This is a genomic window from Xanthomonas sp. LMG 8993 (genome assembly GCF_009835065.2).
GTDB lineage: Bacteria > Pseudomonadota > Gammaproteobacteria > Xanthomonadales > Xanthomonadaceae > Xanthomonas > Xanthomonas arboricola.
This window is the reverse complement of record NZ_QVIF02000006.1, coordinates 142,287-168,123: the sequence shown is the minus strand read 5'-3', so window position 1 is coordinate 168,123 and position 25,837 is coordinate 142,287. Positions and strand designations below refer to the sequence as shown.

Annotated in this window: 18 protein-coding genes; 6 read left to right on the top strand and 12 right to left on the bottom strand. The window is 65.2% G+C overall.

Going from position 1 to position 25,837, the window contains the following annotated elements:
- The first annotated feature begins 60 nt into the window (after positions 1-60).
- On the top strand, positions 61-2,829 hold the full coding sequence (gene acnA, locus DYQ94_RS13065) for an aconitate hydratase AcnA (RefSeq protein WP_039527487.1): 2,769 nt from the start codon (positions 61-63) through the stop codon (positions 2,827-2,829).
- A 211-nt stretch (positions 2,830-3,040) separates the two neighbouring features.
- Here the strand turns inward: acnA and DYQ94_RS13060 are convergent, their stop codons facing one another.
- Positions 3,041-3,490, bottom strand: a complete 450-nt coding sequence (locus DYQ94_RS13060) for a Cif family virulence factor (RefSeq protein ID WP_024937708.1) — start codon at positions 3,488-3,490, stop codon at positions 3,041-3,043.
- 97 nt (positions 3,491-3,587) lie between these two features.
- On the opposite strand from DYQ94_RS13060, the gene rpfB reads away from it, so the two are divergent.
- Positions 3,588-5,270: a fatty acyl-CoA ligase RpfB gene (gene rpfB / locus DYQ94_RS13055; protein WP_126966336.1), complete on the top strand. Its 1,683-nt coding sequence runs from the start codon at positions 3,588-3,590 to the stop codon at positions 5,268-5,270.
- 183 nt (positions 5,271-5,453) lie between these two features.
- On the top strand, positions 5,454-6,323 hold the full coding sequence (locus tag DYQ94_RS13050; protein WP_126966337.1) for a crotonase/enoyl-CoA hydratase family protein: 870 nt from the start codon (positions 5,454-5,456) through the stop codon (positions 6,321-6,323).
- Between the two features lie 55 nt (positions 6,324-6,378).
- Here DYQ94_RS13050 and DYQ94_RS13045 read toward each other — a convergent pair whose 3' ends face one another.
- From DYQ94_RS13045 to DYQ94_RS13025, 5 genes are all read right to left on the bottom strand, one after another.
- On the bottom strand, positions 6,379-8,577 hold the full coding sequence (locus DYQ94_RS13045; protein ID WP_164738920.1) for an ATP-binding protein: 2,199 nt from the start codon (positions 8,575-8,577) through the stop codon (positions 6,379-6,381).
- Positions 8,578-8,581: 4 nt separating this feature from the next.
- A complete protein-coding gene (gene rpfG, locus DYQ94_RS13040; RefSeq protein ID WP_029219717.1) occupies positions 8,582-9,718 on the bottom strand; it encodes a cyclic di-GMP phosphodiesterase response regulator RpfG in 1,137 nt (378 codons plus the stop codon).
- Between the two features lie 140 nt (positions 9,719-9,858).
- Complete coding sequence (gene lysS, locus DYQ94_RS13035) at positions 9,859-11,376, bottom strand: lysine--tRNA ligase (RefSeq protein ID WP_046342469.1); 1,518 nt, start codon at positions 11,374-11,376, stop codon at positions 9,859-9,861.
- 212 nt (positions 11,377-11,588) lie between these two features.
- A protein-coding gene (prfB, locus tag DYQ94_RS13030) for a peptide chain release factor 2 (RefSeq protein ID WP_102252050.1) occupies positions 11,589-12,714 on the bottom strand; the annotation gives its coding sequence in 2 pieces (ribosomal slippage) (positions 11,589-12,638 and positions 12,640-12,714; 1,125 coding nt in all).
- 73 nt (positions 12,715-12,787) lie between these two features.
- Positions 12,788-13,636 (bottom strand): LytTR family DNA-binding domain-containing protein, encoded by an 849-nt coding sequence (locus DYQ94_RS13025; protein ID WP_226427867.1) that lies wholly within the window; start codon positions 13,634-13,636, stop codon positions 12,788-12,790.
- Positions 13,637-13,813: 177 nt separating this feature from the next.
- Here DYQ94_RS13025 and DYQ94_RS13020 point away from each other — a divergent pair, with 177 nt between their 5' ends.
- The 3 genes from DYQ94_RS13020 (at position 13,814) to DYQ94_RS13010 (ending at position 17,584) form a co-directional block, all read left to right on the top strand.
- A complete protein-coding gene (locus tag DYQ94_RS13020; RefSeq protein WP_237474929.1) occupies positions 13,814-15,043 on the top strand; it encodes an acyltransferase family protein in 1,230 nt (409 codons plus the stop codon).
- A 188-nt stretch (positions 15,044-15,231) separates the two neighbouring features.
- Positions 15,232-16,446 (top strand): acyltransferase family protein, encoded by a 1,215-nt coding sequence (locus DYQ94_RS13015; protein WP_126966416.1) that lies wholly within the window; start codon positions 15,232-15,234, stop codon positions 16,444-16,446.
- A gap of 100 nt (positions 16,447-16,546) precedes the next feature.
- A complete protein-coding gene (locus DYQ94_RS13010) occupies positions 16,547-17,584 on the top strand; it encodes a DUF1176 domain-containing protein (protein WP_126966340.1) in 1,038 nt (345 codons plus the stop codon).
- 225 nt (positions 17,585-17,809) lie between these two features.
- On the opposite strand, the gene recJ is transcribed toward DYQ94_RS13010, so the two are convergent.
- The 6 genes from recJ to carA form a co-directional block, all read right to left on the bottom strand.
- Positions 17,810-19,549 carry a single-stranded-DNA-specific exonuclease RecJ gene (gene recJ, locus DYQ94_RS13005; protein WP_065032245.1) on the bottom strand — a complete coding sequence of 580 codons (1,740 nt, stop codon included), beginning with the start codon at positions 19,547-19,549 and terminating at the stop codon, positions 17,810-17,812.
- Positions 19,546-20,466 (bottom strand): phosphoglycerate mutase, encoded by a 921-nt coding sequence (locus DYQ94_RS13000; RefSeq protein ID WP_102581183.1) that lies wholly within the window; start codon positions 20,464-20,466, stop codon positions 19,546-19,548. Before DYQ94_RS13000 ends, recJ begins: the two co-directional genes overlap by 4 nt.
- Positions 20,467-20,496: 30 nt before the next feature.
- Entirely contained in the window at positions 20,497-20,961 is a 465-nt protein-coding gene (gene greA / locus DYQ94_RS12995; protein ID WP_024937720.1) for a transcription elongation factor GreA, read from the bottom strand.
- 8 nt (positions 20,962-20,969) lie between these two features.
- Positions 20,970-24,212 carry a carbamoyl-phosphate synthase large subunit gene (gene carB, locus DYQ94_RS12990; protein WP_024937721.1) on the bottom strand — a complete coding sequence of 1,081 codons (3,243 nt, stop codon included), beginning with the start codon at positions 24,210-24,212 and terminating at the stop codon, positions 20,970-20,972.
- Between the two features lie 114 nt (positions 24,213-24,326).
- Complete coding sequence (locus tag DYQ94_RS12985) at positions 24,327-24,683, bottom strand: hypothetical protein (protein ID WP_104555005.1); 357 nt, start codon at positions 24,681-24,683, stop codon at positions 24,327-24,329.
- Entirely contained in the window at positions 24,680-25,813 is a 1,134-nt protein-coding gene (gene carA / locus DYQ94_RS12980) for a glutamine-hydrolyzing carbamoyl-phosphate synthase small subunit (protein ID WP_024937723.1), read from the bottom strand. Before carA ends, DYQ94_RS12985 begins: the two co-directional genes overlap by 4 nt.
- Positions 25,814-25,837: the final 24 nt, after the last annotated feature.

Below are 25,837 nucleotides of genomic sequence, written 5' to 3'. Positions count from 1 at the left end.
ACACTGAATTGGTCACACTGTTCCAAACAGACCTACAGCCTGCAGCCATAGGAGTGATGCATGAGCGATTCCTTTTCCACCCGCACCTCGCTTGAGGTCCACGGCAAGCGCTACGAGTACTACAGCCTGCCGAAGCTGGGCGAGCGCTTCGATATCGGCCATCTGCCCTATTCGATGAAGATCCTGCTGGAGAACCTGCTCCGGCACGAGGACGGCGGTGTCACCGTCGGCAAGGACCATATCGAAGCGGTCGCCAAGTGGGACCCCACCGCCGAGCCCGATATCGAAATCGCCTTCATGCCCGCCCGCGTGGTGCTACAGGACTTCACCGGCGTGCCGTGTGTGGTCGACCTGGCCGCGATGCGTGATGCCGTGGTCAAGCTCGGCGGCAACGCCGACCAGATCAACCCGCAGATCCCCTCCGAGCTGGTCATCGACCACTCGGTGCAGGTGGACGTGTTCGGCTCGGCCGATGCGCTCGACCTCAACGGCAAGATCGAATTCCAGCGCAACCAGGAACGCTACGGCTTCCTGCGCTGGGGCCAGAAGGCGTTCGAAAACTTCAAGGTGGTGCCGCCCAACACCGGCATCGTCCACCAGGTGAACCTGGAGAATCTGGCGCGCGTGGTGATGAGCGCGGACAAGGACGGAACACAGATCGCCTACCCGGACACCGTGTTCGGCACCGACAGCCATACCACCATGATCAACGGCATCGGCGTGCTGGGCTGGGGCGTGGGCGGGATCGAGGCCGAGGCCGCGATGCTGGGGCAGCCCTCGTCGATGCTGATCCCGCAGGTGGTCGGCTTCAAGCTCAGCGGCAAGCTGCCCGAAGGCGCCACCGCCACCGATCTGGTGCTCACCGTCACCCAGATGCTGCGCAAGGCCGGCGTGGTCGGCAAGTTCGTCGAGTTCTACGGCGAAGGCCTGCAGCATCTGCCGCTGGCCGACCGCGCCACCATCGGCAACATGGCACCGGAATACGGCGCCACTTGCGGCATCTTCCCGGTCGACGACGAATCGCTGACCTATCTGCGCCTGTCCGGCCGCAGCGAGGAGCAGATCGCGCTGGTCGAAGCCTATGCCAAGGCGCAGGGCCTGTGGCACGACGCCAACACCCCGCCGGCGCAGTACAGCGCCACGCTGGAGCTGGACATGGGCGAGGTCAAGCCGTCGCTGGCCGGCCCCAAGCGCCCGCAGGACCGCGTGCTGCTGGAAGACATGCAGTCCAACTTCCGCGAGAGCCTCAAGCCGTTCGTGGATGCGCGCAGCAAGCGCCTGACCGATATCAAGCAGGAAGACCGGCTGAAGAACGAAGGCGGCGGCGGCACTGCGGTCGGCGCCAAGGCAGCGCAGGCCGAGAGTTCCACCGACAGCGGTGCCGGCTGGCAGCTGCGCGACGGCTCGGTGGTGATCGCCGCGATCACCTCGTGCACCAACACCTCCAACCCGGCAGTGATGCTGGGCGCCGGCTTGCTCGCGCGTAACGCGGCGGCCAAGGGGCTGAAGGCGCAGCCGTGGGTGAAGACTTCGCTCGGGCCGGGCTCGCGCGTGGTCACCGATTACCTGAGCAAGGCCGGCGTGCTCGCCGATCTGGAAACGCTCGGTTTCTACGTGGTCGGCTACGGCTGCACCACCTGCATCGGCAACTCCGGCCCGCTGCCGGACGATGTGTCTGCGGCGATCGCCAAGGACGACCTGGTGGTGTCTTCGGTGTTGTCGGGCAACCGCAACTTCGAAGGTCGCGTGCATCCCGAAGTGAAGATGAACTACCTCGCCTCGCCGCCGCTGGTGGTGGCGTACGCGATCGCCGGCACCACCGACATCAACCTCACCACCGATCCGCTGGGCACCGGTAGCGACGGGCAGCCGGTGTATCTGCGCGACATCTGGCCGAGCAACAAGGAAATCGGCGACACCATCGCCGCCACCGTCGGCCCGGAGATGTTCAAGCAGAACTACGCCGACGTGTTCAAGGGCGATAGCCGCTGGAACACCATCGCCTCCCCGGATGGTGCGCTGTACGAATGGGACGCGGCCTCGACCTACATCAAGAACCCGCCCTACTTCGACGGCATGACCATGCAGGTCGGCCATGTCGAGGACGTGCACGGTGCGCGCATCATGGGCCTGTTCGGCGACTCGATCACCACCGACCACATCTCGCCGGCCGGCAACATCAAGAAGGATTCGCCGGCGGGCCGTTTCCTGCAGGAGCGCGGCGTGCAACCGGCCGACTTCAACAGCTACGGCAGCCGCCGCGGCAATGACGACGTGATGGTGCGCGGTACCTTCGCCAACATCCGCATCAAGAACCTGATGTTCGGCGGCGAAGAAGGCGGCAACACGCTGTACTACGGAAAGGACGGCGCGGCGCCGGAAAAACTGGCGATCTACGATGCGGCAGTGAAGTACAAGGCCGACGGCGTGCCGCTGGTGGTGCTGGCCGGCAAGGAATACGGCACCGGCTCCTCGCGCGACTGGGCGGCCAAGGGCACCAACCTGCTCGGCGTCAAGGCGGTGATCGCCGAGAGCTTCGAGCGTATCCATCGCTCCAACCTGGTCGGCATGGGCGTGCTGCCGCTGCAGTTCCTGGAGAACGAAAACGCGCAGACGCTGGGCCTGGATGGTTCCGAAGTGCTGGACATTACCGGCCTGCAGGACGGCGCCAGCCGCCGTGCCACCGTGGATGCCAGAAAGTCCGACGGCAGCGTCAAGCAGTTCCAGGTCAAGGTGCTGCTGCTGACGCCCAAGGAAGTGGAGTACTTCAAGCACGGCGGCCTGCTGCAGTACGTGCTGCGCCAACTGGCCGCACGCAAGGCAGCCTGATCGCAAGGCGCGCTGCGCCATCAGCTCGACGACACTCCCGCCGCCTGGCGGGAGTGTCGTTTTGGGTGGCCAGAACTCGCCAACGCCGGGACGGTGAACCGTCGTCGGAGGCAGCAAGACGCTGCACGCGACGCAGCGCAACGGGGGAGATACCTTGCCACCAGACACCGGCCGCGCTCGCCTGACGATGCGCACACCGGAGTCGCCGTGCTCAGCGCCCCGCGGGCTCCCATTGCGCGTGCGTCAGCTGCCAGTCGCCGTCCTGCAGGCGCCAGCCGGTGGTCACCTGATAGGTCTGTGCCTGCTCGGGCAGCCAGCGTCCGCTGCCACCGGTCAGCAGCGCGGTGAAGCGCACGCGCGCGGTGTCGTCGCGCAGCTGCACCTCCACCGGCCCCAGGGTCACGCCGATGCGGCGGTTGCCCAGCATCTGCAGTTGCATCAGTCGCCGCAGCCCGGCTGCGTCCAGCCCTTGTTCGCCGACAAAGTCCTCGGCCACCGGCGCCATCGCCGCGCCAATCTGCCGCGCCTCGATCGCCTGATGCATCGCTTCCAGTGTTGCGCGTAGCCGTTGCTCCGGTGCGGCACGCGTGCAACCGCTCAAGGCCACGACCAAAATCGCGACCAGCCCGACCCGCCACCACGCTTGAATGCTGCTCTGCATCACGCTTCGCCTTTTCCATCCATGACGGTATGCTGCCCGCTGTTGTAGTGCCGTGGAACACACCGCGTCACGTACCGAATACCCTGGAGGGGGGCAGATGAATCAGGCACGTCCTTGGTTGCAAAGTTATCCGGCCGGCGTTGCCGCCGAGATCGATCTGGAGCAGTTCCGTACCGTGGCCGAGGTGTTCGCCACCTCGGTCGAGCGGTTTGCCGACCGCCCCGCGTATCACAGCTTCGGCAAGACCATCACCTATCGCGAAGCTGATCAACTGGTCGAGCAGTTCGCCGCCTATCTGCTTGGCGAACTGCAGTTGAAGAAAGGCGACCGCGTCGCCCTGATGATGCCCAACTGCCTGCAGTATCCGGTCGCCACCTTCGGCATCCTGCGTGCCGGCCTGACCGTGGTCAACGTCAATCCGCTGTACACCCCGCGCGAGCTGAAGCATCAGCTGATCGACTCCGGTGCCAGCGTGCTGGTGGTGATCGACAACTTCGGCACCACCGTGCAGCAGGTCATCGCCGACACCCCGGTCAAGCAGGTGATCACCACCGGGCTGGGCGACATGCTCGGCTTCCCGAAAGCGGCGCTGGTCAATTTCGTCGTCAAGTACGTCAAGAAGCTGGTGCCCGATTACCGCCTCAATGGCGCGATCCGTTTCCGCGACGCACTGGCGCTGGGCCGCAAGCACAGCGTGCCGACCTTGCAGATCGAGCCCGACGACATCGCCTTCCTGCAGTACACCGGCGGCACCACCGGCGTGGCCAAGGGCGCGATGCTCACCCACCGCAATCTGGTGGCCAACATGCAGCAGGCCCATCAGTGGCTTGCCGGCACCGGCAAGCTGGAAGAAGGCGCCGAGGTGGTGATCACCGCGCTGCCGCTGTACCACATCTTCGCATTGACGGCCAACGGCCTGGTCTTCATGAAGATCGGCGGCTGCAATCACCTGATCAGCAATCCGCGCGACATGCCCGGCTTCGTCAAGGAACTGAAGAAGACCCGCTTCACCGCCTTCACCGGGGTCAACACGCTGTTCAACGGCCTGCTCAATACCCCCGGCTTCGATCAGGTGGATTTCTCCTCGCTCAAGATGACCCTCGGCGGCGGCATGGCGGTGCAACGTTCGGTCGCCGAACGCTGGAAAAAAGTCACCGGCCTGACCCTGGTCGAGGCCTACGGCCTGACCGAAACCTCGCCGGCCGCCTGCATCAACCCGATGGACCTGAAGGACTACAACGGCTCGATCGGCCTGCCGATTCCGTCCACCGATGCCTGCATCAAGGACGACGCCGGTGTGGCGCTGCCATTGGGCGAGATCGGCGAGCTGTGCATCAAGGGCCCGCAGGTGATGAAGGGCTACTGGAAGAAGCCCGAAGAAACCGCCAAGGTCATGGATGCCGACGGCTGGCTGCATACCGGTGATATCGCGCGGATGGACGAACAGGGCTTCGTCTACATCGTCGACCGCAAGAAGGACATGATCCTGGTGTCCGGCTTCAACGTGTATCCGAACGAGATCGAGGACGTGATTGCCGAGATGCCCGGCGTGCTGGAAGTGGCCGCCGTCGGCGTACCGGACGAGAAGTCCGGCGAGATCGTCAAGGCCGTCATCGTGAAGAAGGACCCTGCCCTGACCGCCGACGCCGTCAAGGCGCACTGCCGCGCCAACCTGACCGGCTACAAGCAGCCGCGAGTGATCGAGTTCCGCAAGGAACTGCCGAAAACCAACGTCGGCAAAATCCTGCGCCGCGAATTGCGGGATACGCCACCCAGGTAATCGCAGACATGTCCCGGCAGGAAGTGAAGACCCTGCCGAAGATGCACACCAGAGGGCTTTCCCGGCGATGGGAAAGCCCTCTGCGTTCATGGAGATAGTGCCGGTGTAGCATCGATTTGGAGTGGATCGTGCGCGCCCGCCGGCATCCACTCTCCCATCGCGGGCCCTCCCAGGATCATGCCCATGAACACGATTGAAAAGCGCTACCTCGGCCGTCCTCACCCCACCATTCGTGTTGACTCATCGGTCGCCGACGGCACCCACTGGTTGTTTATGCATGCGGACGCGGATGCCGGAGTACGGCCGTGCTGCCGGACCGACTTGCTGGAAGACATGTGGGAGATCATGAGCACCATCACCCGCGCTCCGCATGAGCGTCGCACCGGCGAGCTCCGCCATTTCGTACTGGCCTCCGACGCGAACGCATTCAATCTCGGCGGCGATCTGGACCTGTTCGCACGCTTGATCCGCGAACAGAATCGCGAGCAGCTCATGCGTTATGCGATTCGCTGCGTGGAAGGCGTCCATCACCTGCATGTCGGCTTCGGTGGGGACGTACGCAGCATTGCGCTGCTGCAAGGCGATGCATTGGGAGGCGGGCTGGAGATGGCGCTGGCCTGCCACACCATCGTTGCCGAGGAAGGCATCGGCATGGGGCTGCCCGAGGTCCTGTTCGGCCTGTTTCCGGGCATGGGCGCGTATTCCTTCCTGTGCCGTCGCGTTTCGCCCCAACTGGCAGAGAAGATCATTCTCGATGGACGCATCTACAGCAGCGAAGAGATGCATGCGATGGGGATCGTGGACGTGCTGGTACCCAAGGGACAGGGCGTCGCGGCTACCCAGACCCTCATCCGCCAGCAGAAGCGCATCTCCAATTCCTATCTGGCAATGAACGCGGCGCGCAATCTGGCACAGGCAGTGCCTTACGACGAATTGCTGCGCATTACCGAAGTCTGGGTCGACACGGCGCTGGCCCTGAGCGACAAATCGCTGCGTACGATGGACCGCCTGGTCAAGGCACAAAATCGCCGAGCCGGCGCAAGCGTTGCCTGATTTTTGGTCGATCCAATACTGGGGGAATCAGGCCCGGCCGATGGCCGGGCTTTGCTCAGCCCGAATCGCCGTTGCCCGTGACGTCGCCATCGGATGCTTTCTGGGCCCGCAGGGCAAGCGCTTCGCGTCCTTGCATCAACCCGTGATTGAGCTGCTCCAGCCGCTGCCGCCATTCGGCGCGTAACTGGGCTTCGGAAAGCCGCATCAACTCACCGCCCTGCTCGGCCAGTCCGACCAGCCCGAGATTGCTGGACACCCCCTTGACGGCATGCGCATGCTCGCGCAACCGCTCCCAGTCCTGGTCGGCGGCGGCCTTGCCAAGCTGCACCACACAGGCAGCCGCATCGCTGAGGCACTGTTGGATGAACTCGCGTTCGAATTCCTTCCCCATGCCCAGTTCGGCCAGTTCGTCCAGGACCGCAGGATCGAGCACCACACCGCTCAACGCCGGGCCACGCTGGACGATGACCGGATCGGCCTGACGCAATTTCTGGTTGACGGCAATGTCGGCCAGGGTGTCCAGCAGCTTGACCGCCGCAACGGGCTTTGCCAGAAATGCATATGCACCCGCTTGCTCGCAACTGCGAATCGACTCGGGTGTCACGTCGGCACTCAGCACCACCACCGGGGTGCCCGGTTTGCCACCCGCCTGCATGACCCGCAGTTGCTTGAGCATGTCCAGGCCGCTGACGCCGGGCATGTGCAGGTCGACGATGGCGGCGTCGTAGTCGGTTTCGGCCAACGCGTCCAGCACGGCCTCACCCCCATCCACGCAGGTCACGCGATGTCCCGCTTTCTGCAACAGCCGCTGCAGGACCAGGCGGTTGGCCAGGTGATCGTCTGCCACCAGGATCATCATGCTGCGTACGCGGGCACGGTGGCGCAGGAATGGATCGGCAAACGCGATCACGTTGCCCGGGATCGTTGTGGCATCGGCGTCCTGCAACACGGGCGGTGTCGAGGTGGCCGGCTTGGCGGTCGCCGGACCGAACGGGAGCTCGAACCAGAACAGGCTACCGCCTTCTGGATTTTCATCGAAACCGATTGCGCCGCCCATCGACTGGACCAGTCCCCGCGCGATGGTCGTTCCCAGCCCGCTGCCTTCGAACCGCCGGGCCAGTCCGGTATCGGCCTGTTCGAAGGCCTCGAACAGGCGCGGGCGCATGTCGACCGGCACGCCGATACCGGTATCCAGAATCTCGAACCGCAGCCGCAGTCCGGCGCGGGCATGCACTGCGGTCGCCGCCTGGGCATTGCTGACCGCCACGGTCAGCTGCACGCGGCCATGATCGGTGAACTTGACCGCATTGCCGACCAGATTGAGCAGGATTTGCTGCAGGTGGATCGCATCCCCATGCAAGAGCGTCGGCACGTTCTCTGCCACGTTCGCCCGGTAGTCCAGGCCCTTGGTCTTCGCCTGCGGTTCCAGGATCAGCGCAATGGCCTGCAGCGTATCGCGCAATGCGAAATCGGACGCATTGATGCGGAGCTTGCCGGCTTCGATGGCCGAGATGTCCAGCACCTCCTCCACCAGCGCCAGCAGACTGCGTGTGGAGGCTTGAATGGTTTTCAGGCATTCGCGCTGCTCATCGTCCAGACGCGTCGTTGCCAATACCTCGGTCATTCCGGACAGACCGTTCAGCGGTGTCCGAAACTCGTGACTCATGTTGGCCAGAAAGCGGCTCTTGGCCTCGCTGGCGCGGCGCGCCTCGGCGGTTGCACGGGTCAACTGCCGCAGCAGACTGGAGAAATACAGCGGAACGGCGGCCAGACCAACCGCAAGCCCGACCCCAAGGCGCTGGTTGCGTTGCCAGTATTCGGTCATCGACAGCGTCGTGGAAAAGCTCACCACCGCCATTGCCACCGCAAGATACAGATAGCGGTTGCCGTAGCGCAGGCCATTACCGACGGTGACCCACATCACCACGACATAAACCCAGGCCAGCGGCTCGCCCATCTGGATCATGCCGGCCGCCATCAACCCGTAATCGGCCAGCATGCCCAGGATACGACGCGCATCGGAGCGGTCGGGTCGCCACAGCAGCCATCCAAACAACGCCAGGCCAAGCCCGAGACCTGTCAGCACGATGACCAAGACACCGGTGTGCTGGTGCAGCGGCAAACTGTGCCGGACACTCGGCACGAGGACATACGACAGGATCAGGCTGATCAGAACGATGCGGACGATCGCCTGGCCATGTTCGCTGTCAGGTCGATTCATCAACCGCTGCCGGATCCTTCCGAACGGATTCATAGCCTTACACCCCGGGTCGTGCCGATGCGGTCGAGAATTCGCCGCAGATCTGGTCCAGCTGCGCGCGGCCGCGCAGCAGCGCATCCACACAGCGTGGGTCGAACAGGCGACCGCGTTGTGCGTAGAGATAAGCCAGCGCGGCGTCCATGGTCCAGGCCTCCTTGTACGGGCGCGGCGACAACAGTGCGTCGAAGACGTCGGCCACCGCCACGATGCGCGCTTCCAGCGGAATCGCCTCGCCCACCAGTCCATCCGGATAGCCGGTGCCGTCGTAGCGCTCGTGGTGACGCAGCGCGATCAGGGCGCCGACCTGGATGAAGCGGTTCTGGCTGCCGCTGAGCAGCTCGTAGCCGATCCGCGGATGCCGCTTCATGATGCTCATCTCGTCGTCGGTGAGCTTGCCCGGCTTGAGCAGCACCGCATCGGGAATGGCGATCTTGCCCATGTCGTGCAGCGGTGCGGCCATCTCGATGATGCGCACTTCTTCTTCCGACAAGCCGAGCTGCTCGGCGATCAGGCCGGCCACGTGCGACATGCGCTCCAGGAAGGCGCTGGTGCCCGAGTCGCGGTACTCGATGGCACGCGCCAGTCGCGACAGCGTCTCGCGTTCGCGCTCCTCGACCTCGTTCATGCTGGCCAGCAGACGCTGCTCCAGCGACAGTGCGCGTTGCTTGACGCTTTCGCTCTGCTGACGCAGCTGCAGCAAATTGGCGCAGCGCGCACGCAGTTCGCGCGGGCGGATTGGCTTGACCAGGAAATCGATCACGCCCGCTTCCAGCGCCGCCTGGCGGATCGGCTCGTCACCGACGATGGTGATCAGGATGATCGGAATATCGCGATGGCTGGGCAGCCGGCGCAGACGCCGGGCGAACTCCAGCCCATCCATGCCGGGCATGCGGTAGTCGAGCAGCAACAGATCAACCCGTCCGGCCTCGCACCACGCCAGCGCGTCGAGCGGGTCACCGAAATCGTAGACTTTCAACTCCGGTGCGATGTCCTCGATGACGTGGCGCAGCATCGTCCGCGCAGACATCTGGTCATCGACAATGACGATGTTCAATCCCAGATCCGCCTTTTCCGACCAGCTTCCCGATGGATCCGCCGACGATACGCCGGCAAGATTACCCAAAACATCCTGCATAGCCGTTGCTCCTCTATCCCGAGAACGGAAAAGCGATGACGCCGGCCGCTGTGCCGACTCCCCCGACGATACGCCATTCGGGGCTCCGCTCTAGCATATGCAGTATCTGTGCCGTCGGCACGCCGACGGCACAAAAAAGATCAGGCTTCCGGACGCATATACGGGAACAGCAGCACATCGCGGATCGAGGTGCTGCCGGTCAGCAGCATCACCAGCCGGTCGATGCCGATGCCCAGGCCGCCGGTCGGCGCCATGCCGTACTCCAACGCACGGATGTAGTCGGCGTCGTAATGCATCGCTTCGTCGTCTCCACCGTCCTTGGCCTGCACCTGCGCCTGGAAGCGCGCGGCCTGGTCTTCCGGGTCGTTGAGCTCGGAGAAGCCATTGGCGAGCTCCTTGCCGTTGATGAACAGCTCGAAGCGGTCGGTGTACCCCGGCTCGGTGTCGCTGGAACGCGCCAGCGGCGACACCTCGACCGGGTGGTCGGTAATGAAGGTCGGCTGCACCAGGGTGTGTTCCACGGTGGCCTCGAAGATTTCCAGCAGCAACTTGCCCCAACCGTAGGAGGGCTTGACCTTGATCTTCAGCCGTTCGCAATGGCGCAGCAGCGCATCGCGATCGGTGCAATCGGCCGCGCTGATCTCCGGATTGTGGTGACGAACGGCCTCATCCATGCGCCAGCGCCGGAAAGCCGGCGCCAGATCGATGGCGGCGCCGTCCCAGTTCACCTGGGCGGTGCCCAGTACCGACTGCGCGGTGTCGCGGATCACCTGCTCGGTCAGGTCCATGATCTCGTGGTACGTGGCATAGGCCTCGTAGAGCTCGAGCATGGTGAACTCGGGGTTGTGCCGGGTCGACACGCCCTCGTTGCGGAAATTGCGGTTGATCTCGTAGACCCGTTCCAGCCCACCGACCACCAGCCGCTTGAGGTACAGCTCCGGCGCCACGCGCAGGTACAGGTCCAGGTCCAGCGCGTTGTGGTGGGTGGTGAACGGCTTGGCGGTGGCGCCACCGGGGATGTAATGCATCATCGGCGTTTCCACTTCCAGGAAGCGGCGCGTATCCAGCCAGGCGCGGATCGCGCGGATGATCCTGGAGCGCTTGATGAAGACCTCGCGCGCCTCCGGAGTGACGATCAGATCGACGTAACGCTGGCGATAGCGCTGCTCCACGTCCGACAGGCCGTGCCACTTGTCCGGCAACGGACGCAGCGACTTGGTCAGCAGGCGCAACGCACTGGCCTTGACCGACAGCTCGCCGGTCTTGGTGCGGGTCAGCCCGCCCTCCACCGCCACGATGTCGCCGACATCCCAGCCCTTGAACGCGGCATAGGCATCGCCCAGCACATTGCCCTGCAGGAACAGCTGCACGCGCCCGGACTCGTCCTGGATCTGCGCAAAGCTGGCCTTGCCCATCACCCGCTTGGCCATCAGGCGGCCGGCCATCCTGACCGTGCGGCCGCTCGCTTCCAGTGCCTCGGAGGTCCAGGTGTCGGCATCGGCAAATTCGGCCTGCAGATCGCCGGCGAAGTGTTCGCGCACGAAATCGTTGGGATAGGCGATGCCCTGGCCGCGCAACGCGCCCAGTTTCGCGCGACGCTCGGCGATGAGGCTGTTCTCGTCGGCGGGGATCTGCGGCGCGGGGGTCTGCTCGGTCATGGCGGGAATCGGTCTGCGATAGGTCGGGCGCGTGCCCGGTGGAGAATGCGGAACCGGGCTGGCCGGTTCCTGCGTTTTACGGTGTATCGGTGACAACTGCACGGCGCAACGGGACTGCGTGGCGATGTACAGGCTGCGCGGCGCTGCACATGTCGCAGCGTCCGCGAAAAAAGACGTCGCTGCGCGGCGGGCGCGGCGAGGTCTTGCTGCGGTCAGGCATCCAGGCGCTTGGAGCCTGCCGCCAGACCGGCCTTGAGGCTGGCCTCGACGAATTCGTCCAGGTCGCCGTCCAGCACTTTCTGCGTGTCGCTGCGTTCGATGCCGGTGCGCAGATCCTTGATGCGGCTCTGGTCGAGCACGTAGTTGCGGATCTGGCTGCCCCAGCCGATGTCGGACTTGGTGGCTTCCAGCGCGTCGCGCTCGACGTTGCGCTTCTGCACTTCCAGCTCATACAACTTGGCGGCCAGCATCTTCATCGCGTTGTCGCGGTTCTGGTGCTGGCTGCGGCCGGTCTGGCAGGCGACCACGGTATTGGTCGGAATATGCGTAATGCGCACTGCCGATTCGGTCTTGTTGACGTGCTGACCACCGGCGCCCGATGAGCGATACACGTCGGTGCGCAGATCGGCCGGGTTGATGTCGATCTCGATGTTGTCGTCCACTTCCGGCGACACGAACACCGAGGTGAAGCTGGTATGCCGGCGGTTGTCCGAATCGAACGGCGACTTGCGCACCAGCCGGTGCACGCCGATCTCGGTCTTCAGCCAGCCATAGGCGTACTCGCCCTCGATGCGGATCGTGGCCGACTTGATGCCCGCCACTTCGCCGCCGGACACTTCCATCAGCTCGGTCTTCCAGCCGCGCGACTCGGCCCAGCGCAGGTACATGCGCAACAGGATTTCGGCCCAGTCCTGCGCCTCGGTGCCGCCGGCGCCGGCCTGGATGTCGACGAACGCGTTGGCGCCGTCCATCTGGCCGGAGAACATGCGCTGGAATTCCAGCTTCTCGACATGGGTCTGGTACTTGTCCAGATCGGCGATCACCGCCACCGCGGTGTCCTCGTCCTGCTCGCTTTCGGCCAGTTCCAGCAGATCGGCCGCATCGCTCAGGCCGGCCAGCACATCGGCGATGCCGATGACGGTCTTTTCCAGCAGCGAGCGTTCGCGGCCCAGGGCCTGCGCGCGCTCGGCGTCGTTCCACACATCGGGGCTCTCAAGCTCCCGGCTGACTTCTTCTAGACGCTCTTTCTTGACGTCGTAGTCAAAGATACCCCCTGAGCGAGAGCACGCGATCATTGAGATCGGTGATGCGCTGGCGGATCGGATTGGTTTCGATCATGACGGACTTCCGGCAAACAAGCTGGCTAGTTTAGCAAGCGGGCGACGGTGGCGGAACGCGGTGGGCATGCTGTTCAGCCCGGCACAGCCGGGACCGCTGGCGCCTCGGCATGTCCGGCGGCGCGCCGCAGCGGCGCCAGGTAACGACGGCTGCAGGGCAGCTGGCCATTGCCGGACAGGTGCACGCGCGCCTCGCCTGCGTCCAGCGGTTCGATCGACACCACGCAGCCCAGGTTGACGATGTAGCTGCGATGGATTCGCACAAACACGGCCGGATCGAGTCTGGCCTCGATCGCGGCCATCGTGCTGCGCAGTGGGTAATCATGGCCGCGTACATGCAGGTTGACGTAGTTGCCCGACGCCTGGACCCATTCGATGTCGGCAGTGGCGACCAGGAAGTCGCGCCCCAGCTTGCGCACCAGAAAGCGTTCCGGACGGTCCAGCGGCTCGACCGGCGGGCCTTCGTCTGGCGCGGCCAGCAGCCGCACCTCGCCCTGCAGGCGGCGCAGCAAAAACCGGTAGCCATGCATGCACGCAACGATGATCGCGAAAGTACGTACGTCCTTGAGGTACTCGTAAAACAATTCCTGCGGCCACGCTCCAAAATCATAATGTTCGCCCAGCAGCCGATAGGTCAGCATGCGCAGGCCGACCATCGTGACGACATGCACCACCGAGACCGCCACGCTGACCAACAGATACCAGGGTAGCCGGCGCCGCCAGGTATCCAGATGTAACGGCAGCTTCCGCGTGAACCAGGCGATGACGGGGACGAGCATCAGCAGCCAGACCAAGCCGCTGGACATCTCCCACACCCAGGGTTCCCAGCTCTGGATCGGCAGCCCGGCGCGCCGGCGATCCATCAACTCGGTAACGGCGTTGCCACTGGCGTTGACCACCACCACCATCAGCCAAAACAACATGCCTGCGCTGCGCTGCCAAGGCAGAAAGCGCTCCAGGATCGTGCGTGCCGGGTCGGTACTCATCCCCATATTCTAGGCTGGCGGCGCCGATCGTCACCCCACGGCGGAACCCATTCGTCCCTGAAGATCCCTGTTTCGTCCCTTCCCGCTGGTCGCCCGCTGCGTCATCTCGCGTAGTTGGGGCATATCATCCTTGGTGCAGGGCGGCCAATGCAAAGGCGTCACGATCTGGACTGGCTGCGCGTCATCGCCTTCGGCCTATTGGTGCTTTATCACGTCGGCATGTATTACGTGACCTGGGACTGGCACGTCAAAAGTTCCTCGACCCACCTGATGCTGGAGCCGGTCATGCTGCTCAGCAGCCCGTGGCGGATGTCGCTGCTGTTCCTGATTTCCGGTGTCGCCACCGCCTTCATGCTGAACAACAAGCCCGAGGGCTTGCTGTACCGACGTTCGCGTCAGCTGCTACTGCCGCTGCTGTTCGGTATGGCCGTGATCGTGCCACCACAGTCCTACTATCAAGTCGTCGAACAATTGCCCGGCGGCTACCGCCAGGGCTATCTGGCGTTTTATGCCAAGTATCTGAGCGCCTACCAAGGGTTTTGTGGAGCCGATGGCGACTGCCTGCGCCTGCCCACCTGGAATCACCTGTGGTTTTTGCCCTACCTGTGGGCGTACACCCTGGTGGTGTGGCTGCTCTGGCGCCTGCTTCCTGCGGCAGCGAAGGTGCGTCTGTGCGCATGGGCTGCGCGTCCGCTCCAGGGCTGGGGTGCGTTACTGGTACCGCTGACGCTACTGGCGGTCGCACGGCTGGTGCTGGTGGCTCGCTTCCAGCAAACCAACTGGCTGTTCGATGACTGGTACAACCACGCGCAGTACCTGCTGGTCTTCCTGATCGGGGTGCTGATCGCGCCAATAGCCAGCATCTGGGAATCGTTACAGCGCCTGCGCTGGGTAGCACTGCTGCTGGCCTCTTGCAGCTATGCGCTGATGATCCACACCTGGTACTTCTCCATCTATGACGATGCGCACCCGGCACCCACCGCCCTGCGCCTGCTCTTGCGTGCCGTGTGGGCGGTAGAACAATGGTGCGCGATCGCCGCCATCCTGGGCTTCGCCTATCGTTTCCGTCATGCCGATGGTGCCGTGCTGCGCTATCTCACTGCTGCAGTGTTTCCGGTATATGTCCTGCACCAGACGATCATCGTGGTACTGGCGCATTCCCTGAAGCCATTGGCGCTGCCGCAGCTAGCCGAGAGTGCGACGCTGATCGTCGCAACCGCTGTGCTGTGCTTGGCCAGCTATGAGGTCATTCGCAAGCAGCGCTGGCTGCGGCCGCTATTTGGCCTGCCGACGTTACCGGCGCCGCGCGCCGCAATTCCAATAAAGGGTGAAACTGAGGTCTAGCAATGTCAGACCTGGCTTCTGACTCGGGAATGCAGCCGCGCATCTTCGACAAAACCGCCCGCTTGCCGTCCCCGGTTCGTCCCTGTGGGACCGCAACTGGTCACTCGGGGACGGCATTGCCGCCCTTGGCGCAGCTGCTTGGGGCCTGCGTTGCCGAGGATGCGGGCATGCCTCCTGCCGACACCACCATGACCGAACGCCGTCACGATATCGATGCCTTGCGCGTCTTCGCCTTCGCACTGCTGATCCTCTATCACGTGGGTATGGCCTATGTGGCCGACTGGGATTTCCACCTCAAGAGCGTGCACACCGCGCAGTGGCTGCAATGGCCGATGATCGTGCTCAACCGCTGGCGGATGCCCCTGCTGTTCATGATCTCCGGCATCGCGATCGGTCTGGCGCGGCCGCAGGACAGGCCCTGGCGCTTTGCCTTGCAGCGCTGCGGGCGATTGCTGCCGCCGCTGTTGTTCGGCATGTTCGTGGTGGTCGCGGTGCAGGCCTATTGCCAGGGCGTGAGCAACGGCAAGGTCAGCCCGGGCTTCGGCAGCTTCCTGTTGCGCTACTGGCAGGTGCGGCCATGGCCGGCCGGCAGTTTCGATGGCTGGCAGCACGGCATCACCTGGAACCATCTGTGGTATCTGGCCTATCTGCTGCCCTACACCATCGCCTTGATGGCGCTGGTATCGCTGACCCGACCGCTGCGGTTGGCCGCGTGGCCGCGCTTGCCCGCCGCGCTGGCGGTGCCGGCACTGCTGCTGTTGCCGATGCTGTGGGAAGCGTTCTGCGTGCTGTGGGTGATGCCGCGGCATCCGCCCACCCACGCGCTGTTTGGCGACTGGTTCGTGCACGCCGAATCGTTCCCGCTGTTCGTCCTGGGGTATCTGCTGGCACGCCGCGAGCGCTTCTGGCAGCTGGCCGTACAACTGCGCTGGCTCACCTTGGGCACCGCACTGGTGGCGATCGGCACCGAACTGGGCATTCGCTATGCCAGCATCCAGGGGCAGACTGCGCAACTGGGTGCACCGCTGGCTGCGCTGCCGTGGGAGGCGATCGAACACAGCGCACGGGCCGCCTACACCTGGCTGGCGCTGCTGACGATTCTTGGATGGGCCAGGCTTCGATTGAATCGCCCGTTCCGCTGGCTGCCGTACTGCACGGAGGCGGTGTTCCCGTGGTACATCCTGCACCAGAGCCTGATCATCGTGACGCTGTACTGGCTGATGCCGCTGCATCTGAATGCCTGGCTGGAGCCGGCGCTGGTGATCGCCGCCACCGTGATCGGCTGCCTGGCGTTGCATGAGTTTGCGATCCGCCGGGTGCGCTGGTTGCGTCCCTTGTTCGGATTGCGTGCACGCAAGCCGCGCCTGGCGAGCAAGACCGACAGCGCGCCGGTGCCGTCATGAAAATGTTGCACAGACGTGTGCCGCTTCGGCATGCGACGCACTGGACGGCCCGTCGGCAGCAACGCAAGATGCGCGCCGGACACGCTCTTTCGAAGACACCATGCGCCCTACCCTGCTCGCCGCCACCTTGTTGCTCGCGCCTGCCGCCGCCCTTGCCGATGCGCCGGTCGGCATCGCCTTCGATCACCAGGACTGGACCATCGCCTGCGACAACACCCGCACCTGCCGCGCCGCTGGCTATCAGCCGGATGACGACGGCAGCACGCCGGTGTCGGTCTTGCTGACGCGCAAGGCCGGTGCGGGGCAGCAGGTCACTGCTGAGTTGATGCTAGGCCAGTACGACGAGGTCAAGATGCCGGCATCGCTCACCTTGCGCATCGACCAGCGCGACCTGGGCAAGCTGGCATTGAATCGCGACAGCGGCACCGCACCGCTGACCAGTACGCAGGTGACCGCACTGCTGGCCGCACTGACCCGCAGCAGCAAGATCGTGGCGCTCGGCAACGATGGTCGCCGCTGGCAGCTGTCCGACCGCGGCGCCGCAGCGGTGCTGCTGAAGATGGACGAGTTCCAGGGCCGGCTGGGCACGCGCGGCGCCCTGGTGCGCAAGGGCGATCGCGACGAGGCTGCAGTGCTGCCGGCTGTGCCCGCACCGCAGGTGCGAGCGGTCAAACTCGCAGCAACGCAAGCAGCCGATGCGCGCCTGGGCACGCTGCCGGCGTTGTACCAAGCGCTGCGTGCCAGCTTGCCGGCCGATGAGGAATGCAAGGGGCTGCAGGCTGGCGATGCAGCCGAGCCGCTGTCGGTCACCCGGCTCAGCGGCGACAAACTGCTGGTCTCGACCGACTGCTGGATGGGCGCCTACAACGTCGGCACCGGTTTCTGGGTCATCAATGCACGCGCGCCGTTCGCGCCGACGTTGGTGACCACGCACGCCAGCGATATCGACGGTTCCACTATCCTTGCATCGCAGAAGGGCCGCGGCCTGGGCGACTGCTACAGCGAGGCCAGCTGGACCTGGGACGGCCGCCGTTTTGTGCCGACCTCCAAATCCACCTCCGGCCTGTGCCGGCTGGTGGCCGCTGGCGGGGCGTGGGAATTGCCGACCTTGGTGACCGAAGTCAAGAAGGCGCCCTGACCGAGGCGAGGACGGTGCGAGCGTGCGCTTGCACTGTCTTGCAAGACGCCTTGAGCGACGAACCAAACCACCTTGCCGCCATCAGGCATGCGCCACTTGCGGCATGAACCACCACGTACATGCCGGCTGTGGGTGCGCCGCCCCCGTGTAGAGCGGTTGATGTGCAGCCTGGCTGCAGGGCCGCGCTGTCGCCCCTACCGAAGCCCGCGGTTGACAGCCGCGCGCTCAGCCCGTGACTGTCGCCGGCTCGCAGTGCTCGACGATCAACTGCACCGCGGTGCCGCCGCGATAGTCGTCGCTGACCAGGCGGTACGCCAGCCGCACCATACGTGCCGGCTCGCTGCCGCGCCAGCCGTTGAAGTGGATGGCGTTGAGCGGTTCGGCACGGCCGGCGCAGCGCAGCGTGAGCTTGAGATGGCGTTCCTTGAGCAGGCGCCATTGCAGCACTTCGAACTGACCATCGAACAGCGGCTCGGGAAAGCCCTGCCCCCACGGCCCGGCCACGCGTAGCGCTTCGGCATGCAGGTGATCGAGTTCGTGCGCGGCCAGTTCGCCATCGCTGTGCAATTCGGCATGCAGCAGCGAGGCGTCGACCATCGCCTGCACCTGGCGCTGGAATGCCTGTTCGAAGGTCGCCAGCGCGGCATGCTCCAGACTCAGCCCGGCCGCCATCGCATGGCCGCCGAACTTCTGGATCAGGCCCGGGTGGCGCGCATCCACTGCCGCCAGCACATCGCGGATATGCAGGCCGGGGATCGAACGCGCCGAACCACGCAGCTGACTGCTGCCGGGCTCGGCCGGCGCCAATGCAATCACCGGGCGATGCAGGCGGTCCTTGAGCTTGGAGGCCACCAGGCCGATCACGCCCGGGTGCCAGTCGGCATCGAACAGGCATGCGGCGATCGGCAACGCGCCATCGGCATCCAGCACCACCTTGGTGACGGCCTGCTCGGCATCGTCGGTCATCAACTGCTGCACCGCGCGGCGCTCGGCGTTGATCTCTTCCAGCATGCCGGCGATCTCGCGCGCCCGGTTCCAGTCCTCGCTGAGCAGCAGCTCGATGCCCAGCGCCATGTCTTCCAGCCGGCCGGCTGCGTTGAGACGCGGGCCCAACGCAAATCCGATATCGCTGGCGCTCAGACGCGCCACGTCGCGGCCGCTGGCATCGATCAAGGCGCGCAGGCCGATGCAACCCTTGCCCTCGCGCAGGCGGCGCAGGCCGGCCGACACCAGCGCACGGTTGTTGGTGTCCAGCGGCACCAGATCGGCGACGGTGCCGACTGCCACCAGGTCCAGCAATACCGACAGATCCGGCTCGGCGCGTTCCGCGAAGGCGCCGCGCGCGCGCAGCACACCGCGCAAGGCCATCAGCACATAGAAGATCACCCCGACCCCGGCCAGGGATTTGCTCGGGAAGCGATCGTTGGCCAGATTCGGATCGACGATCGCGTCGGCCGGCGGCAATACCTCGCCAGGCAGGTGATGGTCGGTGACCAGCACCGTCCAGCCACGCGCCTTGGCCGCGGCCACGCCGGCGTGGCAGGCGATGCCGTGATCGACCGTGACCAGCAGATCCGGCTGCAATGCGGCCAGTTCCTCCACCAGTGCCGGCGACAGGCCGTAGCCATGCACCATGCGATTGGGTACCGCGTGATGCACATCCAGCGCGCCGAGCATGCGCAAGCCACGCACGCCGACCGCACAGGCGGTGGCGCCATCGCAGTCGAAATCGCCCACCACCAGGATGCGCCGTTGCCGGGCGATCGCATCGGCCAGCAACTCGGCGGCCACGTCACTGTTGTGCAGCAACTGCGGCGACAGCAACTGACCCAGGCGCGGGTGCGCGCCGTGGGTATCGGTGACGCCGCGCGCGGCATAGATGCGGCGCAGCAGCGGCAACATGGCATCGGGCCAGCTGCCGGCCTGCCCGGGCGGGCGCCGAACGATCCGCGGGGTGGAGGTCATTGCGCCAGCTGTACGCGCGGCTTGCGCCAGAAACGCCAGCGTTGCGCATGCGTCAGCGACACGGTTTCGCCGTCCTGGAAATCCAGCACCAGCCGATCCAGTTCGCCACGTGCCATCGCCGCCAGCAACGGCGCCACCGCATCGTCGCTGAACTGCTGCAGCGAGCGCAGATGGCGCAGGTCCACCAACGCATCCACGCGTTGTTCGCCCTGCGCATCGGCACCGGCCGCCAGCGCCAGCGCACGCAGCAGCGATTCGCGGCTGCGTACCTGACGGTGCGGCGAGCTCACCGCATGCGGCAGCACGCCGCCGCCCCAGAACCACAGCGAATTGATCGCCGGCTTGCCGCTGGCCACGCGGCCCTCGTTCCAGGGGTGCTGATGCAGCAGCACCTGCGCCTCGGTCAGCAAGGCGCGCCAGCGCCGGCCGATCTCGCCGGCCGGCAGATGCTCGAACAGGTCGTCGCCGATCGCCAGATCCGGTGGCGCAAATTCCGGCAATTTGGCATCCGGCGACAGCCGCAGGTACCAGCGCGCAGGCGTGGGCGCATCCAGCAGGAAGCCGGCATCGCCAAACATCGGCTTGAGGATGGGCAGCAACACCGCCAGGTCCTCGGCCGTGGGACCGAGCGCCTCGCCGTAGCCCATCAAGCGCGCGCCCTGCATATCCGGCACCACATAGGCCGGATCGGCACGCACCCAGGTCGCACCGGCCGCATCGCCGGCATCGAGCTGGCGGGTCAACGCGGCCACCGGCCAGTGCGCAGGCGTCAGCGTGAAGTGGCGCTGCAGCTGCGCCACTTCGCCGGGCTCGGCACCGTGCTGGTCGGCACGCGCCAGCGCACGCGCCACCGGCGTGTCGCCCAGTTCACCGGGCAGACGACGTTTTTCCGGCAGCAGCAGCGTGGCGGTGGTCATCGGGCGGTGGCGTCGTTCAATCCCGGCCCGTCAGTCCAGATAGGCAACGCTGACCACTTCGTACTCGCGCTGGCCGGCCGGCGCATCGATGGTGACCGAGTCGCCTTCCAGCTTGCCGATCAACGCACGCGCCAGCGGCGAGGAGATCGCGATCATGCCCAGCTTGATGTCCGCTTCCAGATCGCCAACGATCTGGTAGCGCTTTTCTTCGTCGGTCTCGGTGTCGGCCAGCGTCACCGTGGCACCGAATACGATCTTGGTGCCGGCCGACAGCTTGGTGATATCGATGATCTCGGCATGCGAGAGCTCACCTTCCAGCTGCTTGATGCGGCCTTCGATGAAGCTCTGCTGCTCGCGCGCGGCGTGGTATTCGGCGTTTTCCTTCAGATCGCCGTGCGCGCGCGCTTCGGCGATCGCGTTGATCACCGCCGGACGCTTGACCGACTTCAGCTGGTCCAGCTCTTCGCGCAGACGCTGCGCGCCCTTTGCCGTCATGGGTGCTCTCATGCTTCCAGCTCCTTGTGCAGTTCCTGCAGCGACCACACAGGGCCGGTGCCGCGGAATTCCAGCGAATGCACCAGCGCCTTGGCGCCGGCAACGGTGGTCGAATATGTCACGCGATGCTGCAACGCTTCACGCCGGATCGAGAACGAGTCGGAGATGGCGGCGCGACCTTCGGTGGTGTTGACGATATACACGATCTCGCCGTTCTTGATCGAATCGACGATATGCGGGCGCCCTTCGGCGACCTTGTTGACGATCTCGCAGCTCAGCCCGTTCTGCTGCAGCCAGGCACCGGTACCGCGCGTGGCGACCAGCGTATAGCCACGCTCCACCAGCGCCTGCGCCACCGGCAACACGCGCTGCTTGTCCGGATCGCGCACCGACACGAACGCCTTGCCCACCGGCGGGGCCTTGATGCCGCCGGCCTCCTGCGCGCGTGCAAACGCGGCGCTGAAGCTGCGGCCCACGCCCATCACCTCACCGGTGGAGCGCATCTCCGGCCCGAGGATCGGGTCCACGCCCTGGAACTTGGCGAACGGGAAGATCGCCTCCTTCACCGAGTAATAGCCCGGCACGATTTCCTTGGTGGCGCCCTGCTCGGCCAGCGTCTTGCCGGCCATGCAGCGCGCGGCGATCTTGGCCAGCGGCATGCCGATCGCCTTGGACACGAACGGCACGGTGCGCGAGGCACGCGGGTTCACTTCCAGCAGGAACACCACATCGTCGCCGGCCTCGTTCACCTGCACCGCGAACTGGGTATTCATCAGGCCGACCACATTCAGGCCTTCGGCCAGCATCACCACCTGACGGCGCAGCTCGGCCTGGGTCTTGGGCGAGAGCGAGTACGGCGGCAGCGAGCAGGACGAATCGCCCGAATGCACGCCAGCCTCTTCGATGTGTTCCATCAGCCCGCCGATCAGCACGTTGCCGTCCTTGTCGGCAATGATGTCCACGTCCACTTCCACCGCGTTGTCGAGGAAGCGGTCCAGCAGCACCGGCGAATCGTTGGAGACCTTGACCGCGTCACGCACATAGCGCGCCAGGTCGGATTCGCCGTAGACGATTTCCATCGCGCGGCCGCCCAGCACGTAGCTCGGGCGCACCACCAGCGGATAGCCGATTTCGCGCGCCAGCACCAGCGCTTCCTCGGCATTGCGGGCAATGCGGTTCGGCGGCTGCTTCAGGCCCAGCTTGTCGACCAGTTGCTGGAACCGCTCGCGGTCTTCGGCCAGATCGATCGAATCGGGCGAGGTGCCGATCACCGGCACGCCGTTGGCTTCCAGCGCGCGCGCCAGCTTCAGCGGGGTCTGGCCGCCGTACTGCACGATCACGCCCTTGGGTTTTTCCAGCTCGACGATTTCCAGCACGTCTTCCAGCGTCAGCGGCTCGAAGTAGAGACGGTCGGAAGTGTCGTAGTCGGTGGACACGGTCTCCGGGTTGCAGTTGACCATGATGGTCTCGTAGCCGTCATCGCGCAGCGCCAGCGCCGCATGCACGCAGCAGTAGTCGAACTCGATGCCCTGGCCGATGCGGTTGGGGCCACCGCCCAGGATCATGATCTTGTCGCGGTCGGTCGGCAGCGCCTCGCACTCGTCCTCGTAGGTCGAATACAGATACGCGGTGCTGGTGGCGAATTCGGCGGCGCAGGAATCCACGCGCTTGTAGACCGGGCGCACCTTGAGCGCGCGACGCAGCGTGCGCACCGACTCTTCGTTGGTGCCGGTCAACTCGGCCAGCCGCGCGTCGGAGAAACCGGCGCGCTTGAGCGTGCGCAGACGCGCCGCATCCAGTGCCGGCATGCCGTCATCGGCCAGTTGCTGTTCGTGGCTGATCAGTTCTTCGATCTGGTCCAGGAACCACGGGTCGATGAACGACAGCGCGTAGACATCGGCCACGCTCATGCCGGCGCGGAACGCATCGGCGACATAGAACAGACGCTCCGGGCCCGGCGCCTTGAGCTCGCGCTTGAGCGCGGCGATATCGTCTTCGCTGCTCAGATCCAGGCCGGTCGGGTCCAGCCCGATCTTGCCGGTTTCCAGGCCACGCAGCGCCTTCTGCAGCGATTCCTGGAAGGTGCGGCCCATTGCCATCACCTCGCCCACCGACTTCATCTGGGTGGTCAGGCGCGCATCGGCCTGCGGGAACTTTTCGAACGCAAAGCGCGGGATCTTGGTGACCACGTAGTCGATCGACGGCTCGAACGAGGCCGGGGTCAGACCACCGGTGATCTCGTTCTTCAATTCGTCCAGCGTGTAGCCCACCGCCAGCTTGGCGGCGACCTTGGCGATCGGGAAACCGGTGGCCTTGGACGCCAGCGCCGAGGAGCGCGACACACGCGGGTTCATCTCGATCACCACCACCCGGCCGGTGGTCGGGCTGATGCCGAACTGCACGTTGGAGCCGCCGGTATCCACACCGATCTTGCGCAGCACTGCGATCGAGGCATCGCGCAGGCGCTGGTATTCCTTGTCGGTCAGCGTCTGCGCCGGCGCCACGGTGATCGAGTCGCCGGTATGCACGCCCATCGGATCGAGGTTTTCGATCGCGCAGACGATGATGCAGTTGTCCGCAGTGTCGCGGACCACTTCCATCTCGAATTCCTTCCAGCCCAGCACCGATTCTTCCACCAGCACCTCGGTGGTCGGCGACAGTTCCAGGCCACGGCCGACGATCTCGATCAGCTCTTCGCGGTTGTAGGCGATGCCGCCGCCGCTGCCGCCCAGGGTGAAGCTGGGACGGATGATGGTCGGGTAGCCGACCCGGGTCTGGATATCCAGCGCCTCTTCCAGCGTGTGCGCCACTTCGGCGCGCGGGCAATCCAGGCCGATCTCGCCCATCGCCACGCGGAACAGCTCGCGGTCTTCGGCCATGCGGATGGCTTCGCGCTTGGCACCGATCAGCTCGACGTTGTACTTCTCCAGCACGCCGTGGTCGGCCAGATCCAGCGCGCAGTTCAGCGCGGTCTGCCCGCCCATGGTCGGCAGCAGGGCATCGGGCTTTTCCTTGGCGATGATCTTCTCGACCGTCTGCCAGTTGATCGGCTCGATGTACACCGCATCGGCCATGTCCGGGTCGGTCATGATCGTGGCCGGATTGCTGTTGACCAGCACCACGCGATAGCCCTCGTCGCGCAGCGCCTTGCACGCCTGCGCGCCGGAGTAATCGAACTCGCAGGCCTGGCCGATGACGATCGGGCCGGCGCCGATGATCAGGATGGTTTTTAGGTCGGTGCGCTTTGGCATTTCTTTACTCGATTAGGAACATGCGGCAAGCCGCAGGTGCGGAAGAGTGGCCGCGGCGATCGCATCGCGACGCGGCGTGATAGTGCATCGGCTCGGCAGAGCCGAACGCCGGGTTCATCCGGCAGATCCATAGCCGAGGGCGCGCAGGGTGTGCTGCATCCATTGATACAGCCCGAAGGACGCGGCAAAGCTGCCCAGGATCAGCAGCCAGCCGATCCCGGAGGTCTTGCCCCAACGGCGTACCTTGTCCGGGTCGGTGTTCTGCATGCGGTGGTGAAAGGATTCCCCTCCAGCCACATAGCCGACGCCGAAAACGAAGCACATCGGCACCAGCAAGGCCAGCTTCATGCCGCCATGCAGCGTGATCGACTGTGCACCAGCGCGTGCCTGCTCCAGCGGCATCCACACGCCCCAATACGTCAGCGCAACGCCCATCAGCACGATCAGCACACCCATCAAACGAGCGCTCATGCGCGCTTGGCATCCTTGGCCATCAACTCCACGAACCGGTCGAACAACGGCCCCACATCGCGCGGCCCCGGCGAGGCTTCCGGGTGGCCCTGGAACGAGAACGCCGGTGCGTCGGTCAGCGCGATGCCCTGATTGGTGCCATCGAACAGCGACCGATGGGTCACCCGCACATTGGCCGGCAGCGTGCTTTCGTCGACCGCAAAGCCATGGTTCTGCGAGGTGATCATTACCCGCCCGCCGTCCAGATCCTGCACCGGGTGGTTGGCGCCGTGATGGCCGGTGGTCATCTTGACCGTGCTGGCGCCGGCGGCCAGCGCCAGCAGCTGATGGCCCAGACAGATGCCGAAGGTGGGCACCTGCCTGGCGATCAGTTCCTGGATGGCGCTGATGGCGTAATCGCAGGGCTCCGGGTCGCCCGGGCCGTTGGACAGGAACACGCCGTCCGGATTCATCGCCAGCACCTCGGCCACCGGCGTGCGTGCCGGCACCACGGTGACGTCGCACCCACGGTCGGCCAGCATGCGCAGGATGTTGAGCTTGACGCCGTAATCGTAAGCAACAACCTTGTGCTTCAGCTCGGCGCGCACGAAGGTGTCGGAATTCAGATCCAGCGAGCCTTCCTGCCAGCTGTAACTGGTCTCGGTGGAAACCACCTTGGCCAGGTCCATGCCCTTCAGCCCGGGGAAGCTGCGCGCGGCTTCCAGCGCCTTGGCGACATCGATCTCACCGGCCATCAGTGCGCCGTTCTGGGCGCCCTTCTGCCGCAGCAGGCGGGTCAGCTTGCGGGTGTCGATGCCGGAAATGGCCACCACACCGCGGGCCTGCAGCCACTCCGGCAGTGCGACTTCGCTGCGCCAGCTGCTGGGGCGACGCGGCACATCGCGCACGATCAGGCCGGCGGCCCAGATCTTGCTGGCCTCGTCATCCTGATCGGTAAAGCCGGTGTTGCCGATATGCGGATAGGTCAGCGTGACCATCTGGCGGGCGTAGGAGGGATCGGTCAGGACTTCCTGGTAACCGGTCATGGCGGTGTTGAACACCACTTCGCCGACGGAAAGCCCGTTGGCGCCTACGGATTCGCCCTCGAACACGGTGCCGTCTTCGAGGACAAGGATTGCGGGTTGGGTCACGTGGGGGTCTCGCTCTGGCTGCCT

What these genes read in the sequence shown, in the direction of transcription:
- acnA (WP_039527487.1), top strand. Translation starts at nt 61, where the DNA reads ATGAGCGATTCCTTTTCCACCCGCACCTCGCTTGAGGTCCACGGCAAG.
- DYQ94_RS13015 (WP_126966416.1), top strand. Translation starts at nt 15,232, where the DNA reads ATGACCGAACGCCGTCACGATATCGATGCCTTGCGCGTCTTCGCCTTC.
- rpfG (WP_029219717.1), bottom strand. Translation starts at nt 9,718, where the DNA reads ATGCAGGATGTTTTGGGTAATCTTGCCGGCGTATCGTCGGCGGATCCA.
- DYQ94_RS13025 (WP_226427867.1), bottom strand. Translation starts at nt 13,636, where the DNA reads ATGTTGTTTTGGCTGATGGTGGTGGTGGTCAACGCCAGTGGCAACGCC.
- DYQ94_RS13045 (WP_164738920.1), bottom strand. Translation starts at nt 8,577, where the DNA reads ATGAATCCGTTCGGAAGGATCCGGCAGCGGTTGATGAATCGACCTGAC.
- lysS (WP_046342469.1), bottom strand. Translation starts at nt 11,376, where the DNA reads ATGACCGAGCAGACCCCCGCGCCGCAGATCCCCGCCGACGAGAACAGC.
- DYQ94_RS13000 (WP_102581183.1), bottom strand. Translation starts at nt 20,466, where the DNA reads ATGACCACCGCCACGCTGCTGCTGCCGGAAAAACGTCGTCTGCCCGGT.
- DYQ94_RS12985 (WP_104555005.1), bottom strand. Translation starts at nt 24,683, where the DNA reads ATGAGCGCTCGTTTGATGGGTGTGCTGATCGTGCTGATGGGCGTTGCG.
- carB (WP_024937721.1), bottom strand. Translation starts at nt 24,212, where the DNA reads ATGCCAAAGCGCACCGACCTAAAAACCATCCTGATCATCGGCGCCGGC.
- greA (WP_024937720.1), bottom strand. Translation starts at nt 20,961, where the DNA reads ATGACGGCAAAGGGCGCGCAGCGTCTGCGCGAAGAGCTGGACCAGCTG.
- DYQ94_RS13010 (WP_126966340.1), top strand. Translation starts at nt 16,547, where the DNA reads ATGCGCCCTACCCTGCTCGCCGCCACCTTGTTGCTCGCGCCTGCCGCC.
- rpfB (WP_126966336.1), top strand. Translation starts at nt 3,588, where the DNA reads ATGAATCAGGCACGTCCTTGGTTGCAAAGTTATCCGGCCGGCGTTGCC.
- DYQ94_RS13060 (WP_024937708.1), bottom strand. Translation starts at nt 3,490, where the DNA reads ATGCAGAGCAGCATTCAAGCGTGGTGGCGGGTCGGGCTGGTCGCGATT.
- DYQ94_RS13050 (WP_126966337.1), top strand. Translation starts at nt 5,454, where the DNA reads ATGAACACGATTGAAAAGCGCTACCTCGGCCGTCCTCACCCCACCATT.
- recJ (WP_065032245.1), bottom strand. Translation starts at nt 19,549, where the DNA reads ATGACCTCCACCCCGCGGATCGTTCGGCGCCCGCCCGGGCAGGCCGGC.